Here is a 17,739-nt window from a genome sequence, read left to right as displayed (position 1 = left end):
GGTTTTTTATTTCACAAATTACCCACAATGGAATTTAATTTCATTAAAATTCATTTCATGGAATCCAATGAACTCGACGCCATCGACCTGCAGCTGCTCGACAGCCTGCAGCGCGATGCCAGCCTGAGCAATGTGGCGCTGGCCGAAAAAGTGAATGTCTCGCCGCCCACCTGCCTGCGCCGCGTGAAGCGCCTGGTCGAGGGCGGCTGGGTTGAGCGGCAGGTGACCGTGCTCAGTGCCGACCGGCTCGCCGCCACGCTGGGCCATGGCCTGACAGCGCTGGTCGAGGTGTCACTCGACAAACAGGGCAGCGAACACCTGGACGCCTTTGAGGCTCGGGCCGTGGCGCACGGTGCGGTGCAGCAGTGCTGGCGCGTGTCGCCCGGCCCCGACTTCATGCTGGTGGTGCAGGCGCGCGACATGCCGCACTACCTGGCCATCAGCCAGGCGTTGTTCACACAGGACGCGAATGTGCGCAATGTGAAGGCCTTTTTTTCGACCAAACGGGCCAAGTTCACCACCACCTTGCCAGTGTTGCCCTAAAAGTCATTGACCCAAGGCCAGCAGTGCCTGGTGAACAGAGACCACGCGCAGCCCTGGCACCTCAGGCGCTTGCAGCAAGTCTTTGTCGCCGCTGACCAAGAAGTGAGCCTGTGCTTTCAGGGCGGCTTCAATGAAATGATCGTCATCACGATCACGGCCATACACAGCGGGATCACCCACCTCCACCCAGATTGCACAGGCATTGAAGTCGTGCAGCAGGGGCTCACGATTTTCCAGACTGATGTAGCGGTCAAATTTGGGACGATAAAGCCGCATGCGCAACTCATCAAAGGTGACTTGGGCAAACACCAGGCGGTGCTGAGCCAGTGCCCACTGCGCCAGTTTGGCGGGAGCGCCTTGCGAAGACAGCGCGGCGCTGATCAAGAGGTTGGTGTCGATGACCCGCTTAAGACTCGTCACGCAGCAAGTCTTCCAGCAACTCAGGGGTCAAGCCCGCCTGCTCGGCTTGGGCTGCCGTTTCTGTCAGGGTGTGCTGCAGACGGTTGGCGTAAAACTCACGCATGGCTTCGTAGTCTTTGGCAGACACCATCACGCCAACGACACGGTCGCGGCGCATCACACGCACAGGTTCACGTTGGGCCACATCGATGAAATGCCCGAATTGGGTTTTGGCTTCGTTGGCAGAAACGGTTTGCATGTCCGCCATGTAGCACCCAACGAATGAAACGTTCGATTCAATGGATGAGGTTCATGGCTGGATCAGTGAGGTTTGGACGGAATGCTGGCCGTTGGCATGCACCGTCTGACAGCTCTTTGAAACTTCCGTCGGCATCTGTTCTGTATTTCTGAATTTATCAATGATGAATATTTAATTGATATTTACACTTTGATAGCAAAAATTGACACAAAAAATTCATATAAATCACGCGAAACCTTAATAAGCAACAACTCCAATCAATGGTTAACCCCTTACTGGAGAACCAAGTGTTTCGAAGAATCAATGTCATCAAGTCAACCCGAAATGTCCTGCTCACAGGCTTGCTGGCGGCGCTCAGCGCATGCGGTGGCGACGGTGGCGACCCTCTGTCGGTCACCTTGCTGCACATGAACGACCACCATTCGCATCTGGATGCCGAGACCACCACGCTGAAGCTGCCGGATGCCAGCGGTGCGACTCAATCCGTGACCATGCCGCTGGGCGGCTTTGCACGGGTGACAGCCGCCATCCATGAAGAAGCAGCCAGCAGCAAAAATGTGATCAAGCTCCATGCAGGCGACGCCTTGACGGGCGACCTGTACTTCACACAAAGCGATGGTGAAGCTGATGCCGTGGCCATGAATACCGTGTGCTTTGATGCCATGGCCATCGGCAACCATGAGTTCGACAGCGGGGATACGGGCTTGGCGAAGTTCATCAACTTCCTGCACAAAGACCCCACAAAGTGCAAAACGCCTGTCATTGCAGCCAACATCAAAACCGCCGGCAGCTCGCCGATTGCCGGCAAATTTAGCCCTTTCACCCTCGTGGAGCGCGGCGGTCAAAAAATCGGCATTGTCGGCATCACCATTGCCAACAAGACAAAAAATGCCTCTCGTTCTGATGCCACCACAGTGATTGCAGACGAAGTCACCAGTGCACAACAAACCATCGACGCACTGCGCATCCAGGGCATCAACAAAATCATCCTCCTGAGCCACGCAGGTTATGAAATGGATGTGAAAACCCTGGCACCCAAACTCGACGGTGTCGATGTCATCGTGGGCGGCGATTCGCACAGCCTGCTCGGCCCCGACACATTGAAAGCTGTCGGCCTGACACCTGAAGGCCCCTACGCCACGCAACTGCAAGACAAAAGTGGCCAAAAGGTCTGCATCGTGCAAGCCTGGCAATACAGCTATGCCATTGGCAAGCTCAACGTCGACTTCGACAAATACGGCAACGTCAGCGCTTGCAATGGCCAGCCGATGATCTTGGTGAGTGACAGCTACAAAGACAGCAAAAACGGAACGTCGGCCACCAGCAGCACCGCAGATGCGGTGGCTTACACGGCAGCTCTCAAACAGGTGGGCGCATTCCGCATCACCACGCCGTTGGCCACCACAACAACAGCACTCAAGCCATTCAGTGACGCCAAGGTTGCACTGGGCGCCGTCAATGTTGGCACGGCCAATGACAACCTGTGCCTGCGACGAGTGCCAGGCATTGGTGCCAAGAGCGACACCACCCGTTCCAAACTGGGTGACGTTTGCAACAAGGATGCCACCGTCGTGAGCCAAGGCGGCAATATCCAGCAACTGGTCGCGCAAGCTTTCCTGGAACAAGGTCAACGATTTGGCGGCGCAGATCTGTCGCTGCAAAACGGTGGGGGCGTGCGCATCGACATCGCCAAAGGTGATATCACCGTGGGCAAGGTCTATGAATTGCTGCCCTTCAAGAACGTGCTGGTTCGCATCAGCATGACCGGTCAACAAGTCAAGGACTCACTGGAAGACGGCGTGGACTCCATGCTCGGCAACAACGGCGGCACAGGTTCTGGCGCCTACCCCTACACCGCAGGTTTGCGCTTTGATGTGGACATCACCAAGGCCAAGGGCTCTCGCATCAGCAACCTTGAAATTTACAAAAACAGTGCTTGGGCCAACTTTGACCTGGCCGGCACTTACAAGGTCATGACGAACGACTTCACCGCAGGCGGTGGCGACAATTACCTGACCCTCAAAGGGATTGACAAGAGCCTCAAGGAAAACACCTTCCTGGACTACGCTGACTCTTTCTTGGCGTATGTGAAGGCCAAAATCACCCTCGACAAGCCCGCCATATCCACCTACAGCACAAAAACCTATCAAGAATGACGTTCCACACAGCGCCCCAAGGCGCTGTGACAGACGCGAAAATCAAGCCCGCCCCAAGCGGGCTTTTTTTACATGCATGGGGTTTGTAGGAGCAGCACTCCGTGCGCGATTTTGCGCAAACCACAAACCATCGCGCACGGGGTTCTGCACCCAAACCAGGCTGCCCTTAGAGCCTTTTTCTCTAGACTTTAAAGGGCCGGATCAATAATGTCCGCGCAGCACAGACCACGACCGCACAATCAATACCCCACCCCCTCCACAACTTCCAAGGTGTTTCCCCATGAAAAAGATCCTGCTTTTGGGCTCCGGTGAACTCGGCAAGGAATTCGTCATCAGCGCCAAGCGCCTGGGCTGCTACGTGATGGCTTGCGACAGCTATGCGGGCGCGCCCGCCATGCAGGTGGCTGACGAGTTTTGCGTGTTCAGCATGCTCGATGAGGTCCCGCTGCGCGCCGCGATTGCCAAGTACCAGCCGGATTTGATCGTCCCCGAGATCGAAGCCATCCGCACCGAGGTGCTGCTGGACGTGGAAAAGCAAGGCTTTGAAGTCATCCCCAGCGCCCGCGCCGCCAACTTGACCATGAACCGCGACCGCATCCGCGACGTGGCCGTGGGCCTGGGTGTGCGCACAGCCAAGTTCAGCTACGCCGATTCGGCCGCCGAACTGCTGGCCAAAGCCACCGAAATTGGTTTCCCGGTGGTCATCAAGCCGGTCATGAGTTCATCGGGCAAGGGCCAAAGTGTGGCCAAGACGGCTGCCGATGTGCAGATGAGCTGGGACTACGCCTGCGCGGGCATGCGCGGCGACCGCCAGAAGGTCATCGTCGAAGAGTTCATCCACTTTGAATACGAAATCACCCTGCTGACCGTGCGCCAGCGCACAGGCCCCACGCTGTTTTGCCCGCCGATTGGCCATGTGCAAGAGCGCGGTGATTACCAGTACAGCTGGCAGCCTCAGGGCATGAAGCCCGAGCACCTGAGCGCAGCCCAGCAGATGGCCGAGAAGATCACGACCGACCTGGGCGGTGCGGGCCTCTTTGGCGTGGAGTTTTTCGTGACCCAAGACGAGGTGATCTTCAGCGAACTGAGCCCGCGCCCGCACGACACGGGCATGGTCACGCTGATCAGCCAGAACCTGAGCGAGTTTGATCTGCACGCACGCGCCATTTTGGGTATGCCGATTCCGGTCATCGAGTGTGTGGAAGGCGCCAGCGCCGTGGTGCTGGCCGACAAGGATGGCAGCGCCCCCACCTACACGGGCATTGAAGCGGCCCTGAACGAGCCGGGCGTGGATGTGCGCATCTTTGGCAAGCCCACCACCCGGCCTTACCGCCGCATGGCGGTGGCACTGGCCAAAGGCCCAGGAGCCCTGCAACGCGCACGCGAAGCAGCCGCCAAAATCAAGGTGGTGGTCTGAACCAGCAAAAGGAGCTCGGTATGGAAGTGATCGTCATCACCGGCGCATCGGAAGGCATTGGGGCCGAAATGGCCGCGCAGCTGGCCCGCACCAAAGGCAGCGCCGTGACCCTGGTGCTGGCGGCCCGCCAGGCGGCCAGGCTCGACGCGGTGGCCACCGCCTGTCGTCCGCATGGGGCGCAAGTGCTGTGCGTACCGACCGATGTCAGCGTGCGCGCAGACTGCGAAGCCCTGATCGCCCAGACCCTGCAGCATTTTGGCCGGATCGACACGCTGATCAACAACGCCGGGGTGTCAGCACACGCCTTGCTGCAAGAGGTGCAGGCCAAACACCTGGACTGGTACGAAGACCTGATGCGTGTGAACCTGTGGGGCGCCGTCTGGTGCACGCATGCAGCGCTGCCGCACCTCAAAGCCTCGCGAGGCAAGCTGGTGGCGGTGTCGTCACTCGCGGGCCTGGTGGGCGTGCCCGGTCGCACGGCTTACTGCACCAGCAAATTTGCGATGAATGGTTTCATGGAAGCGCTGCGCACCGAACTGCAGGCCGATGGGGTGTCGGTGACGATTGCTTACCCCGGGGTGGTGGACACCGACATCCGCCGCCGTGGCTTCAACGCCTTGGGCCAGCCAGCAGGCGCCAGCGGCCTGAGCGAAGACAAGGCCATGCCCGTTGACGTGTGCGTGCGCAAGATCTTGCAAGGCGCCGAGCGACGCCAACGCGATGTGCTCATGAGCCCGACCGGGCATTTGGGCCGCTGGCTCAGGCTGATCGCCCCAAGTTGGGTGGATCGCATGGCCTGGGCGGCCCTGAAAAAGTCCGGCACAGGCCGCTGAGCAGGCAGCTGAGCTGACCGGGCTCAGGCCTTGGGCTTTTTCTGGGGCCGGGCCCAGTTGGCGATGCTGACTTGTTTGCCACGGGCCACGCTCAAAGCGCCGGGTTCGGTGCTTTTGGTGATGGTCGAGCCACCGCCCACGGTGCCGCCTGCGCCAATCGTCACGGGTGCCACCAGCACGCAGTTGCTGCCAATGTGCACATCGGCCTCGATCACCGTGCGGTGCTTGTTGGCGCCGTCGTAGTTGGCGGTGATGCTGCCCGCGCCGTAGTTGACCCGCTCGCCCACGGTGGCGTCGCCCAGATAAGCCAGGTGGTTGGCCTTTGCGCCCTTGGCCAGGGTGGAATTTTTGACCTCGACAAAGTTGCCAATGTGCACCTCGGCGGCCAGCTGCGCACCCGGGCGCAGACGGGCAAACGGGCCGATCAAGGCGCCCTCGCCCACCGTGACGCCGAGTTTTTCGCCGTCAATGTGGGTGAAGGGGTGGATCACGGCACCCGCCTCAATCACGCAGTTGGCCAGCACGCAGTTGGCGCCAATCTGCACACCTTCGCCCAAAGACACCTGGCCTTCAAAAATGCAGTTGACGTCAATCTCCACGTCTTGCGCGCAGACAAGCTGGCCGCGCAGGTCAAAGCGGGCGGGGTCTTTCAGGCGCACGCCCTGCTCCATCAGGCGCTGGGCCTGACGCAGCTGGTGGGCGCGTTCCAGCTCGGCCAGTTGCACCGGACTGTTGATGCCGGCCACCTGCAGCAGGTCGTTGATTTTGTGTGCCACCACCGGCAAGCCGTCGGCCACAGCCAGCTTGACGACATCGGTCAGGTAGTACTCGCCTTGCGCGTTCTGGTTGTCGATGCGGCCCAGCCAGCCTTTGAGCAAATGGGCCGGCACAGCCATGATGCCGCTGTACACCTCTTGAATCTGGCGCTGCGCCTCGGTCGCGTCTTTGTGCTCGACAATGGCCTGCACTTGTGTGCCCTCGCGCACAATGCGGCCGTAACCCGTCGGATCGGCAAAGTCGATGGTCAGCAGGGCCAGCTGCTTGCCGCCGCACTGGTCAATCAGCGCTTGCAAGGTGTCGGCCTGCGTCAAGGGCACATCGCCCGACAAAATGACCACGATGCCGTCATCGGCCAAGGCAGGCACCGCCTGCTGCACGGCGTGACCGGTGCCCAGCTGGGGTTCCTGGCGCACACACTGCACCGCCATGGCCTGGCCCGGCGCCAGCAACAGGGGCTCGACCTGATCGGCGCCGTGCCCGGTGATGACCACCGCCGAGCGGGCGTTCAGCTGCGCGGCGGTGTTCAACACATGCTGCACCAGCGGCACACCCGCCAGGCGCTGTAGAACTTTGGGCAAGCGGCTTTTCATGCGGGTGCCTTTGCCAGCGGCCATCACCACAACATCCACGGGCAATTGATTTTTTTCGTTCATGAACTTCTTTCGCAAGGGAGCCCGACAGCCAGGCCCGGACAATGGAATCCGGAGATTATCGTCACTGTGCAGCGGTAGCCGAACCCTGCACCCGCCGAATGACCTGTTTCAGGCAGCGCCGTCTGATGCGGTCACAATGACTGCCTTGCACTGAACGCGTCCCGGTTTCAGCGCCCGGGTCAATTTGTCAATGAAAGGCCGCCCATGAAGCGATGCTTGCTGGTGATTTTGGTTCTGTCATGGTTGCAAGGGTGCAGCAGCTTCAAGCTCGGCTACCCGCAACTGCCCACCCTGGGGTATTGGTGGCTCGACAGCGCCCTATCGTTCACAGACGAGCAATCCGTGCGCGCCAAGGAAGCCCTGCAAAACACCCACCGCTGGCACCGCTACCAGGAGCTGCCCACCTATCTGGATCTTCTGGAGCGCTCCACAGCCCTGAGCCAGAGCCCGCTGCAAGCCAGTCAGGTCTGCAGCGTCTGGGCTGAAGTGCAAAACAAGATGGACCGCACGCTGCGCACCAGCATCGCCCAAGCCGCGCCAGTGGTCATGGCTTTGGGGCCACGTCAATGGAGTCACTTGGCCCGGCACTGGGAGGTGAAAAACGAAGACTGGGAAAAAGAATGGCTCCAAGGCACGCCTGAAGAACGGCTGGAGCGCCGCCAGGTAAAAAGCCTGGACCGCTACAGCGGGTTTTACGGCGACCTGAGCCCCCAACAAATCACCCTCATCAAAGCACAAGTCGCCCAGTCGGCGTGGAACCCCCAGTGGGGCAGACGAGACCGGTTGCGCCGTCAGGACGACTTGCTCAGCGCTTTGCGGCAAGCCCCGCAAAGCGGCTCCGTGGCGCAAGTGGAGGCCTCGCTCTATGCCGTCTGGCAGCGTTGGTTGATGCCACCCGACGAAGCCGGACGCACACAGGTGCAAAAAATGACGCAACAAACCTGCGACAACCTGGCCCAGGTGCACAACACCACCACCCCCGAACAGCGCCTGCGCGCCAGCCGCAAACTGCGCGCCTACGAGCGCGATCTGCGCGATTTGATCAAACCCTGAAGTGCGCCAACGTCGGACTTTTCGAGTGCCGACCTGCGGGGGATACACCCCGATGAAGGGTCGGCGTCTTTTGCAGGTCGGTGGTCTATAGATTCGGCCCGATGAAGTCTGATCCGTGTGTTGCCAGTTGGGAGGATTTTGTGGGAGCTTGCCAGCCAAGCGAAAAGCTTGTGGTCTACAAGCGTCTGATCGCCAGCAGGGCCAGCTCCCACAAGGTGCAAGATTGAAGTCAACTTGCAGACGTCAAAGGTCCGGATCAATAAGACCCCGACACAGAGGCTTCAGCTTTGCAGCGCTTTCCACATCTCCATGTCGCGCTCAGCCGTCCAGATGCGGGGGTTCTTGATGCCGCTGGCTTCGTCATAAGCGCGGGTCACGTCAAAGGGCAGGCAGTGCTCGTAAATGAACACATGGCCAAACACCGGGTCCATGCTCTTGCGGGTGTGGGCCATGGCGGCTTTGAGGTCCATCTTGGCGGCCACGGCTTCTTTTCCAGCCTGGAACAAGGTGGTCACCCAGCGCTGGGTGTAGTCCAGCGCCTTGTTCACGTTGTCATTGCCCTTCATGGCTTCGCCCCGGCCGGGCACGATGAATTCGGCATTCAGGGCGCGCAGGGCCTCCAGCGTGGCGGGCCATTCTTCGAGTTGGGCGTCGCCCGTGTACACACCGGCTTCGTACTCGACCAAGTCACCACTGAAGAGCACTTTTTCTTCTTCCACCCAGGCAATCGTGTCGCCACGCGTGTGGCCCGGGCCTGGATGCCAGATTTGCACCACCACACCGCCCAAGTTGATGCTGAGCTTGCCGGGCACTTCGCCCTGGGTGGGGTTACCGCCGCCGACCACCATGGTCGGCCAAGTCAGGCCGGGGATGCTGTCGGCACCACTGAACAGGCGCGGGAAGCGCTCCATCTCGCTTTTCATGTCTTGTGCGCCGCGCTCCTTGATCAAGTCCAGCGTGCCTTCACTGGCGATGATCTCGGTCGCGCCTTCGGCGGCGTAGGCGTAAGCACCCAAGACGCGCACTGCGTGGTAATGGGTCAGCAGCACGTATTTGATGGGCAGGTCGCTGACGGTGCGGATTTTCTTGATCAGGTCTTGCGCCATGGCCGGGGTGGCGGTGGCGTCGCTGACCATGATGAAACGATCACCGATGATCACGCCCGAGTTGGGGTCGCCCTCGGCGGTGTAGGCCCAGCAATGCTCACTGAGTTGTTCAAAGGTGATCTTCTTTTCGGTCAAATCCGCCTGGCTGGCGAATGCTTTGGTGGGGGCTTTGGTGGTGGACATGGGGTCTCCTGAACAGGGTGGGGTAATCGCCGGGATTTTACCTAAACGAAATGCGTTACGGATTGTTGAATTTCGCAAGACCTCATGGGCCTGTTGAAAGCTCATGTCCTTTGTTGTCTTGTCTTGTGTGGGAGCTTGCCTGCAAGCGATACACCTGCAAACCACCACCGCTTCATCGCCAGCAGGGCTGGCTCCTACAGGGCACAAGACTGGCGGGCTGAAGGGCACGCCACTTCAGCCCAGCCCCTTTTCCAACATGCCAATGACTTCATCAGCAAAGGCCGCATAGCTGATGGGGCCTCCGGGGCGAAGCCAAGTGAAGGTCCAGTTGATCATGCCCAACAGCATCATGGTCAGGGCAGTCTGGTTGGTAGGCGTCAGGCGCTCGGGGTAGGCGCGCTTCAAAAAGCGGGTCATGGCGGCCACGATGTCGCGCTGGCGGTTCAAAATCAGTTCGCGTGGTGACTGCTGGGCGCTGCCCAGCGCCGGATCGGGCGCATCGCCCAGAAACTGCGTGTCGTTGAGCAAGGCCGCATGCCGGGTGGCCGAGGTTTCATATTCCTGCAAAAAGGCACGCACCAACTCGTGCAGCGCCGCCCGGTCGTCCAGGTTCTTGCGCTGGGCGGTGGCCTCGGTCTGCGCAATCAGCGCCAGCAGGCGCTGGGTGTGGCGGTCCAGCAGATCAAACAGGATGGCCTCTTTGCTCTCGTAATAGTGGTACAGCCGCGCCTTGGAGGTGCCGCAGGCCGCAGCAATCTCGTTCATGCTGGCGGCCGGGTAGCTGCTCTGGGCAAAGCATTGGGCGGCGATGTCCAGGATCGCGTCGCGTTTGATGTCGTGGGTTGCTGATTTGGGTCTGGCCATGGCGGCATTCTGCCAGCCATGGCCCACGGATTCTTTCAGACCAGCCCCTCCAGCCTGACCAAGGCGCTCACATGGGCAAGTCGCTGACCTGCCGCCCTGGCCAGCGTGCATGCCACAAAGCACGCACCAGGCGGGCCGTGGCCAGGCCCACCTGAGTCCAGGCCTGCACCCACTGCCGCGCCAACTCGGACACGCTGGCCTTGGGCGTGCGGTGCTGCACCAAACCGGGTGGCATTTCGCGCCAGTCAAAACGAAGGGTCTCGTGGGCGTGACGCGCTTGCATGACCAGACGGGCTCCGGCGGGCACATCGATGATTTGCCCGGCCTGCAGAAAATGGTCCCCGTCGCTTCGCGCCCAGTGAGCGATTGGTTTTTCCCAGGTGATCCATGCGCATCCCTGCACAATCAGCAACTGGCTGTCTTTTCGGGGCAGCAAGCTCATGGCGTGCTGGGGGGCCAGATGCCAAGTGCCTGTCCAGCGGACAGTTTTCAGTTTCTGACAGTCGTGTAAAGAAGCGCACAGCTCGGGTTCTGACATCTCCATCTCCTGGTTACCATCGGCACCGACAACATCGTCGGTGCAGTCATGATGCAAGCCAAAACATTCACCGTCCAATGAAAATCCTCACCTGCATTGATGCATTCAAAGCATGAATGGACAAGCGCAGCCCCCCGTATCATTCAGCTCACCATGCCGCCTGCTTCAGCCGCCACTGCCCGCACCCGCCCGATCTCGATGAGCTACCTGCGGGCGTTCGACGCGGTCGCCCGGCACCTGAACTTCCGGGCAGCGGCAGAGGAGATGGCGCTGACCCAAAGCGCGGTCAGTCGGCAAATTCAGGCGCTGGAGCACGAGGTGGGCACCTCGCTGTTTTTGCGGCACACCCGATCGGTGGAGCTGAGCAGCGCAGGCAGCTTGCTGCACCGCTCGGCCAGCGCTTCGCTGGAACGCATCGATTCAGCGGTGCGGCAAATCCGCCAAAACACCGGACGCCAGAGCGTCTCGATCACCACCTGGGCCTCGTTTGCCAGCATGTGGCTGATCCCCCGGCTGGAAGCGTTTCAGCGCGAACACCCGGACATCGACATCCGCATCGACGCCACCGATGCGGCCATCGACATGCACAACACCGACGTCGACCTGGCCCTGCGCTATGCGGTTCCGGCCCCTGCCATGGCGGGCGCGGAGCGACTTTTTGGTGAACAACTCACGGTGGTCGCCAGCCCCTGGTTGTTGAAAAACCAGCCCATCCAGAACGTTGCCGATCTGATGCGGTGCACCCTGATCGAGGCGGGTGACGCCTACCGCACCCAGCACATGGAGTGGCTGAGCTGGCAACGCTGGCTGGACAGCTACGGCCACGCCAGCCCAGCCACGGACAACGCTCAAGGGCGCACAAACAAGAGAACGAACCAAGGTACAGGACCGCTATGTCCTCTGTCCCCTGCACGCTGGCTGTATTTCAACTATGCACACCAGATCGTGCAAGCGGCACTGACAGGGCAAGGCGTGGCCTTGGCCCGGCTGCCACTGGTGGCCGAAAGCCTGGCCAACGGGGGCTTGGTGGAAGTGCTGCCCGCGATGCGGCTGACTTCGCCACTGGCTTATTGGTTGCTAATCGCCCCGCGCAGCAGCGCACGCGCGGAAGTGCGCGCCTTTTGTGACTGGTTGCGTCAGCAGGCTTCAGACACGCGCCATGCCATTGGCGATGTGCCCGATCCGCAGACGCTGGCCACGCCAGACTGACTCAAACCGGCCAGACCACCCCGTTGTCGTTGAGGATGGCGTCCAAGGGCTCATCGTGGTCTTCGGGCTCCAGATCGTCCACAAAGCCCTGGGTGTAGCCCAGGCCCACGGTGAAGGGTTTGGGTTGCAAAGTGGCCAGCGTGCGGTCATAAAAGCCGCCGCCATAGCCCACACGGTAACCGCCTGTGCCATAGCCCACACAGGGCACAAACAGCAAGGTGGGCACGATGACTTCGGTGTCTTTGGGTTTGGGGATGCCGTAGGCGTCTTCTTCCATGGGGCAGCCGGGGTACCAGGTGTGAAACGTCAGGGTTTTGTGTTGCTTGTTGACCACCGGCAAGCCAATGCGGCGGCGCTGGGGTTCGCCGTGCAGTTCGCCATCTTCTTTCCAGCGGTGCAGCGCGGGCAGCGGGTCAAACTCGCCTTTGATGGGCCAATAAGCGCCAATCACGGTGTCCGGGCGGTCAAACAACCAGATGCGCATCACGCGCTGCAAGGCTTCGGCCCGTGCGAGACGGTCTGGCAGATTTAACCGTTCTTCAATCAAGGCCTTTCGCAAGGCCTTCTTGGCTTGTGCTTTGTCCATAATCCCAACATGCCTTATTCAATCAAGCGACTGACACCGATTCTGACACTGCTGAGCGCACTGGCCGTGACAGGGCTGGCCAGTTTTGCTGCGCAAGCGCAAAACAAGGGCGATGAGCTGATGCTGGAAATGCACCAGGCTTCGCGCAAAAACGACAAAACCCGCCTGGCCGCGCTGCTGCCGCAGGTACGCGGCCATGTGCTGGAGCCGCTGGCCGCTTACTGGGAACTGCGCGCACGGCTGGACACCGCGCCCGACTCCGAGATTCGCAGTTTTTTAAGCGTCTATTCGGGCAGCTACTACGAAGACCGGCTGCGCAACGACTGGCTGCTGCAACTGGGCAAGCGCCGCGACTGGGCCACGTTTACCGCCGAATACCCGCGTTACCGCATGCGCGATGACCGCGAGGTGCGCTGCTACGCGCTGGCCACCGAGGCCATGAACAGCAAGGCCAACGTGGCCGACGAGGCCAAACGTCTGTGGTACGCCCTGCGCGAGGCCGACGATGGCTGCACCTATGTGGCCGACCATTTGCATTCAGGCAAACAGATCAACGGCCTGGATTTGTGGCGCAAGGCCCGCATCGCGATGGACGCCAACCGCCCCAGACCCGCCAAGGACGCGGTGGACATCGAAGCCCCGCGCCTGTCGGAGCAAGTGACCCTGATCCACGCCGACCCGGCCAAATATCTGGACAAACGCATCATCGCCATCACCCGAAATCGCAAGGAACTGGCCGTTTTGGCCCTGATCCGCCTGGCCGCCAGCAACCCGGACGAGGCCGCCGAGCGACTGGACAAGCACTGGGACCTGATGCTGAGCGCCGAAGAGCGCCACTGGACCTGGGGCGTGATTGGCAAGCAAGCGGCCCAAAAACTGCAGGACAACGCCGCCGCCTACTTTGCCAAAGTACAAAAAGACAGCGACCTGAACGACGATCTGCTGGGCTGGAAGGTGCGCGCCGCCTTGCGTCAAGGCCAGTGGCGGCAAGTGCTGAGCGCCACACAAGCCATGAGCCCCGAATCACAAAAAGACCCCACCTGGGTGTATTGGCGCGCCCGCGCCCTGCTGGCCACCGCCGCCAGCGATGCCACGCAGAAACAAGAAGCACAAAGCCTGCTGCACAGCATCGCCAGCGTGCGAGGCTTTTATGAACAACTGGCCCTAGAAGACCTGGGCCAGCCCATCACCGTGCCCGAACGCCCCGCCCCCCTCACGCCGCAGGAAAAGGCTGCCGTCCTGATCAACCCCGGCCTGCAACGCGCCCTTTACGCCATCAGCATCGGCCTGCGCCCCGAAGGCAACCGCGAGTGGAACTACAGCACCAACTTGCACACGCCCGGCGGCATGAACGACCGCGAACTGCTGGCCGCGGCCGACTTGGCCTGCCAGCGCCAGGTGTGGGACCGCTGCATCAACACCAGCGAGCGGACCAAAGACCTCATCGACTTTGAGCAGCGCTTTCCGATGCCCCTGCGCGAGATCGTGGTGCGCCGGGCCGAGCAAATCAAACTCGACCCGGCCTATGTCTATGGCCTGATCCGGCAGGAAAGCCGCTTCATCATGGACGCCCGCTCGCATGTGGGCGCCTCGGGCCTGATGCAGGTCATGCCCGCCACCGCCAAATGGACCGCCAAAAAAATCGGCCTGAGCAGTTTCACCCCCGACCAGATCACCGACCGCGAGGTGAATGTGACCATAGGCACCGGCTACCTCAAGCTCGTGCTGGACGACTTTGAAGGCTCCATGCCCATGGCGGCTGCCGCCTACAACGCAGGCCCCGGCCGTCCACGCAACTGGCGCAATGGCCCGGTGCTCGAAGCGGCCATCTGGGCCGAGAACATCCCCTTCCATGAAACGCGTGATTACGTGAAAAAAGTGCTCTCCAACACCACCAACTACGCGGCCATCCTGACGCGCCAACCCCAATCCCTGAAAAGCCGCTTGGGTCAAGTCGGGCCGCGCACCAGTCCAATGGCCGAAGTGAACAAAGACTTGCCCTGAACTTTCGGTTGGGCGCTGGCCGGGTCACCGACTGCGCCCCGGCAAACGGCTATCATCGCCGTCCTACATTCGAGACACCATGGCTGGAATCCACATCACCGACATTGAAGCCGCCATCAACCATTGGCGTGCCAAGAACCCTTCACCAGACGGCGTATCGCTGCCGCCTGAGCTGCGTGCGCTGGCCGAGGTGTATGGCGCCATGGTGTACTTCAAGCAAGACTTTGCCGACGAGTTCACCCTGCCCCTGGAAGCCGCCGAAGCCTGGCAGGACTGGTACGCCAGCACCCCGGACACGCCCTGCATTGCCATTTGCTCCACCAGCCAGGGCGATGAAACCTGCAAAGGCTGTGGCCGCAGTTTTGAAGAAGTGCAGCTGTGGACAGAGATGACGCCCGGCGAAAAACGCACCGTCTGGCACCGCATCACGGCCGAAGGCACGTCCTGGCGCTTCAACCGCTACGCCGAACGCGCCGCAGAAGACCGCCAATGGGCCAAGCAGGCTGCAGAGGCCCAAATGCCGCTGAGCCTGTTTCTCAAGCCGTCGGCGTAAACAGCACCCCAACACAGGCACCTGCAGGCAATCCGGTATCCGCAGGAGCAGCACCCCGTGCGCGATTTCGCGCAAACCACAAACATCCATCGCGCGCGGGGCGCGGCTCCTAAAGCAGGCCAACAGGGCTTAGCTCAAAGAGGGGAAATCCGGATAGTCAAGTTTGCGCAGGCCCCAGCAGCTCGTCCAGGTTGGTGTTGATTTTTTCGGCAATGCGTTCGCTGTAGGCGCCCAGCAAAAAACCCAGCTTGAGCTGCAGGTCAAAGCGGCTGGCGGTCACGGTGAGTTGCCCACTGACGCCGCTGCGGGAAAAACGCATCTGGTCTTGAGGCTCGCCCGCGCAGCCATCGACAAACGGCGTTTGGCCTGTTTCCTGTTCACACGCCATACCCCAGTCCTGCTCGGCCTGTTCGCGCCAGCGCTGGGCCACGGCCCGCGCGCCTGCCAGGCCCAGGGTGTGGGCGCGTTCAATCTTCAACTCGGGCATGTCGCCACCTCTACCAGACAGTCATAAAACACCGGTGCACGCCCCAAATCGGTCAAATGCTGGCTGGTCAACTCGTTCACATTGGTGCCGTTCAGCCCCAACTTGCGCCACCAGATGCCCAGACCGTTGACCACGCCGGGTCGCGCACGCTGGTTCACCCGCGCTTTGCAGTGGTAGGTGCCCCGGTCGTTGAACACACGCACCACCGCGCCGTCGGCAATGCCGCGCTGGGCCGCATCCTCGGGGTGCATTTCCAGCACCGGCTCGGCTTCGATGTCACGCAGACTCTGCACGTTCACAAAGGTGGAGTTGAGGAAGTTGCGCGCAGGCGGCGAAATCATGGCCAGCGGGTAGCGGCCACCGGGCGCTGCCAGTTCGTAATTGGGCAAGTGGTCGGGCAGGCCATCGAGGCCTTGGTCGGCCAGGCGCTGGCTGAAAAACTCGCAGCGGCCCGAGGGTGTGGGAAAGCCGCCATGGGCAAACGGCGCGTCGGGCAGGGGCAAAGAGGCAAAGCCATGCGCCAGCAGCTGCTCAAAATCTTGCGCATCGCCAATGGCACTGCGGCACAGGCTTTCGTCGCTCTCGGCAAAACACGCATCGTCAAAACCCATGCGCGCGGCCAGCGCCCGGAAGATGTCGGTGTTGGTGCGCGCACCGCCCACAGGCGCAATCGCCGGGCGGTTGAGCAGCACGTCGGTGTGGCCGTAGCTGGTGTGGATGTCCCAATGCTCCAGCTGGGTGGTGGCGGGCAAGATGAAGTCGGCGTAATCGGCAGTGTCTGTCTGAAAATGCTCCAGCACCACGGTGAACAGGTCTTCGCGGCCAAAGCCCTTCACCACCTTGCCCGACTCGGGGGCCACAGCCACCGGGTTGCTGTTGTAAACAATCAGGGCTTCGATTTGTGGGCCAAAGGTGGGCGATGCCGGGCGCAGCAAATCGTCACCAATGGTGCTCATGTTGATGGTGCGTGGACGCCGCTCACCCAGCAGGTCGGGCCGCTGCAAAGCTGCCCGCCGCACGGGGAAGTGCCCAGAGCTGCTGAGCAAGACACCGCCTGCCCGGTGCCGCCAAGCGCCCGTGAGCGCAGGCAGGCAAGCAATCGCCCGCACCGCATTGCCGCCTCCGCGCACGCGCTGCATGCCGTAGTTCAGGCGAATGGCGGCGGGCTGGGTCGTGCCCCAGTCGCGGGCCAGTTGGCGAATTTGTTCAACCGGCACACCACACACCTCGGCGGCGCGTTCAGGTGGCCATTGCAAAGCGCGGCCCTTCAAAGCGTCCCAGCCCAGGGTGTAGTGGTCGATGTAATCTTGGTCAAGCCAGCCGTGCACGATCAGCTCGTGCATGACAGACAGTGCCAGCGCGGCGTCGGTGCCGGGGCGCAGGGCAATGTGTTCATGGCATTTTTCGGCCGTCTCGCTGCGTCGGGGGTCGATGCACACCAGCTTGGCCCCGTTGCGCTTGGCCGCCTGGGCAATGCGCCAAAAGTGCAGGTTGCTGCCAATCGAGTTGCTGCCCCAAATCACGATGAGTTGGGATTCGGCAAAAAACGCGTTCTTCATGCCCACCTTGTTGCCCAAGGTCTGGGTCAGGGCTTCGGCCCCGGCCGAGGCGCAAATCGTGCGGTCCAGCAGCGACGCGCCCAGCTGGTGGAAAAACCGCGCCGCGATCGACTCGCTTTGCACCAGGCCCATGGTGCCCGCGTAGCTGTAGGGCAAGATGGCCTGAGGGTCGCGCGCGGCGATGGTTTTCAGCCGGGCGGCAATCGCGTCCAGGGCTTCGTCCCAGCTGACCGTTTCAAATTGGCCCGACCCCTTGGGGCCAACCCGGCGCAGGGGTTGCAGCAGGCGATCGGGGTGGTAGGTGCGCTCGGTGTAACGCGAGACCTTGGTGCACAGCACGCCGTCGGTGGGCGCGTGCGCCGGGTTGCCCTGCACCTTGGTGGCACGGCCGTTCTCCACGGTGGTCAACAGTGCGCAGGTGTCGGGACAGTCGTGCGGACAAGCGCCGCGCACGGTGATGAAGGTATCGGTGGTGGTCATGAGGCAAAGCTGAAGCAGGAAGCGAGATTGTCAGGTATTCGCTTTGGCTTTGCCGCCGCTGAAGCCGCCGACCTGCA

General features: G+C 61.4%; 17 protein-coding genes. 8 read left to right on the top strand and 9 right to left on the bottom strand.

Annotated elements, in window-relative coordinates:
* The first annotated feature begins 57 nt into the window (after positions 1-57).
* Complete coding sequence (locus AMM33_RS11395; protein ID WP_090141520.1) at positions 58-543, top strand: Lrp/AsnC family transcriptional regulator; 486 nt, start codon at positions 58-60, stop codon at positions 541-543.
* 3 nt (positions 544-546) lie between these two features.
* Here AMM33_RS11395 and AMM33_RS11390 read toward each other — a convergent pair whose 3' ends face one another.
* Positions 547-963 (bottom strand): putative toxin-antitoxin system toxin component, PIN family, encoded by a 417-nt coding sequence (locus AMM33_RS11390; protein ID WP_090141435.1) that lies wholly within the window; start codon positions 961-963, stop codon positions 547-549.
* Complete coding sequence (locus AMM33_RS11385; RefSeq protein ID WP_090141519.1) at positions 950-1,201, bottom strand: type II toxin-antitoxin system prevent-host-death family antitoxin; 252 nt, start codon at positions 1,199-1,201, stop codon at positions 950-952. The genes AMM33_RS11390 and AMM33_RS11385 overlap by 14 nt, the downstream gene beginning before the upstream one ends.
* A gap of 287 nt (positions 1,202-1,488) precedes the next feature.
* Between AMM33_RS11385 and AMM33_RS11380 the strand changes: the two genes are divergently transcribed.
* From AMM33_RS11380 to AMM33_RS11370, 3 genes are all read left to right on the top strand, one after another.
* The gene (locus AMM33_RS11380) at positions 1,489-3,357 is read left to right on the top strand and encodes a bifunctional metallophosphatase/5'-nucleotidase (protein WP_228768084.1); all 1,869 of its coding nucleotides are present in this window, start codon (positions 1,489-1,491) and stop codon (positions 3,355-3,357) included.
* Between the two features lie 280 nt (positions 3,358-3,637).
* Positions 3,638-4,774 carry a formate-dependent phosphoribosylglycinamide formyltransferase gene (purT, locus tag AMM33_RS11375; RefSeq protein ID WP_090141430.1) on the top strand — a complete coding sequence of 379 codons (1,137 nt, stop codon included), beginning with the start codon at positions 3,638-3,640 and terminating at the stop codon, positions 4,772-4,774.
* 20 nt (positions 4,775-4,794) lie between these two features.
* Positions 4,795-5,607 (top strand): SDR family oxidoreductase, encoded by an 813-nt coding sequence (locus tag AMM33_RS11370; RefSeq protein WP_090141428.1) that lies wholly within the window; start codon positions 4,795-4,797, stop codon positions 5,605-5,607.
* Positions 5,608-5,630: 23 nt separating this feature from the next.
* On the opposite strand, the gene glmU is transcribed toward AMM33_RS11370, so the two are convergent.
* Positions 5,631-7,040 carry a bifunctional UDP-N-acetylglucosamine diphosphorylase/glucosamine-1-phosphate N-acetyltransferase GlmU gene (gene glmU, locus AMM33_RS11365; RefSeq protein ID WP_090141426.1) on the bottom strand — a complete coding sequence of 470 codons (1,410 nt, stop codon included), beginning with the start codon at positions 7,038-7,040 and terminating at the stop codon, positions 5,631-5,633.
* 204 nt (positions 7,041-7,244) lie between these two features.
* On the opposite strand from glmU, the gene AMM33_RS11360 reads away from it, so the two are divergent.
* Complete coding sequence (locus AMM33_RS11360; protein WP_090141424.1) at positions 7,245-8,093, top strand: DUF6279 family lipoprotein; 849 nt, start codon at positions 7,245-7,247, stop codon at positions 8,091-8,093.
* 281 nt (positions 8,094-8,374) lie between these two features.
* On the opposite strand, the gene AMM33_RS11355 is transcribed toward AMM33_RS11360, so the two are convergent.
* From AMM33_RS11355 to AMM33_RS11345, 3 genes are all read right to left on the bottom strand, one after another.
* Positions 8,375-9,382 carry an MBL fold metallo-hydrolase gene (locus AMM33_RS11355; protein ID WP_090141422.1) on the bottom strand — a complete coding sequence of 336 codons (1,008 nt, stop codon included), beginning with the start codon at positions 9,380-9,382 and terminating at the stop codon, positions 8,375-8,377.
* Positions 9,383-9,616: 234 nt separating this feature from the next.
* Positions 9,617-10,246: a TetR/AcrR family transcriptional regulator gene (locus AMM33_RS11350; protein ID WP_090141518.1), complete on the bottom strand. Its 630-nt coding sequence runs from the start codon at positions 10,244-10,246 to the stop codon at positions 9,617-9,619.
* 67 nt (positions 10,247-10,313) lie between these two features.
* Complete coding sequence (locus AMM33_RS11345) at positions 10,314-10,784, bottom strand: DUF2917 domain-containing protein (protein ID WP_255350691.1); 471 nt, start codon at positions 10,782-10,784, stop codon at positions 10,314-10,316.
* A 153-nt stretch (positions 10,785-10,937) separates the two neighbouring features.
* On the opposite strand from AMM33_RS11345, the gene AMM33_RS11340 reads away from it, so the two are divergent.
* Complete coding sequence (locus AMM33_RS11340) at positions 10,938-11,993, top strand: LysR substrate-binding domain-containing protein (RefSeq protein WP_090141517.1); 1,056 nt, start codon at positions 10,938-10,940, stop codon at positions 11,991-11,993.
* Position 11,994: 1 nt separating this feature from the next.
* On the opposite strand, the gene AMM33_RS11335 is transcribed toward AMM33_RS11340, so the two are convergent.
* Positions 11,995-12,579, bottom strand: a complete 585-nt coding sequence (locus tag AMM33_RS11335; RefSeq protein WP_090141417.1) for a 5-formyltetrahydrofolate cyclo-ligase — start codon at positions 12,577-12,579, stop codon at positions 11,995-11,997.
* Between the two features lie 9 nt (positions 12,580-12,588).
* Here AMM33_RS11335 and AMM33_RS11330 point away from each other — a divergent pair, with 9 nt between their 5' ends.
* On the top strand, positions 12,589-14,583 hold the full coding sequence (locus AMM33_RS11330; RefSeq protein ID WP_090141415.1) for a lytic transglycosylase domain-containing protein: 1,995 nt from the start codon (positions 12,589-12,591) through the stop codon (positions 14,581-14,583).
* Positions 14,584-14,662: 79 nt separating this feature from the next.
* A complete protein-coding gene (locus tag AMM33_RS11325) occupies positions 14,663-15,136 on the top strand; it encodes a DUF3717 domain-containing protein (protein WP_090141413.1) in 474 nt (157 codons plus the stop codon).
* Positions 15,137-15,293: 157 nt separating this feature from the next.
* Here the strand turns inward: AMM33_RS11325 and AMM33_RS11320 are convergent, their stop codons facing one another.
* Together AMM33_RS11320 and AMM33_RS11315 are read right to left on the bottom strand one after the other, a co-directional pair.
* On the bottom strand, positions 15,294-15,623 hold the full coding sequence (locus AMM33_RS11320) for a polyhydroxyalkanoic acid system family protein (RefSeq protein WP_090141410.1): 330 nt from the start codon (positions 15,621-15,623) through the stop codon (positions 15,294-15,296).
* A complete protein-coding gene (locus AMM33_RS11315; RefSeq protein WP_090141408.1) occupies positions 15,611-17,662 on the bottom strand; it encodes a molybdopterin-containing oxidoreductase family protein in 2,052 nt (683 codons plus the stop codon). The genes AMM33_RS11320 and AMM33_RS11315 overlap by 13 nt, the downstream gene beginning before the upstream one ends.
* Positions 17,663-17,739: the final 77 nt, after the last annotated feature.

The sequence above is a fragment of the Limnohabitans sp. DM1 genome (genome assembly GCF_001269385.1).
In the GTDB taxonomy this organism is placed as follows: Bacteria; Pseudomonadota; Gammaproteobacteria; order Burkholderiales; family Burkholderiaceae_C; genus Limnohabitans_A.
Note: the sequence above shows the minus strand (reverse complement) of the source record. Positions and strands in the feature narration are given on the sequence as shown.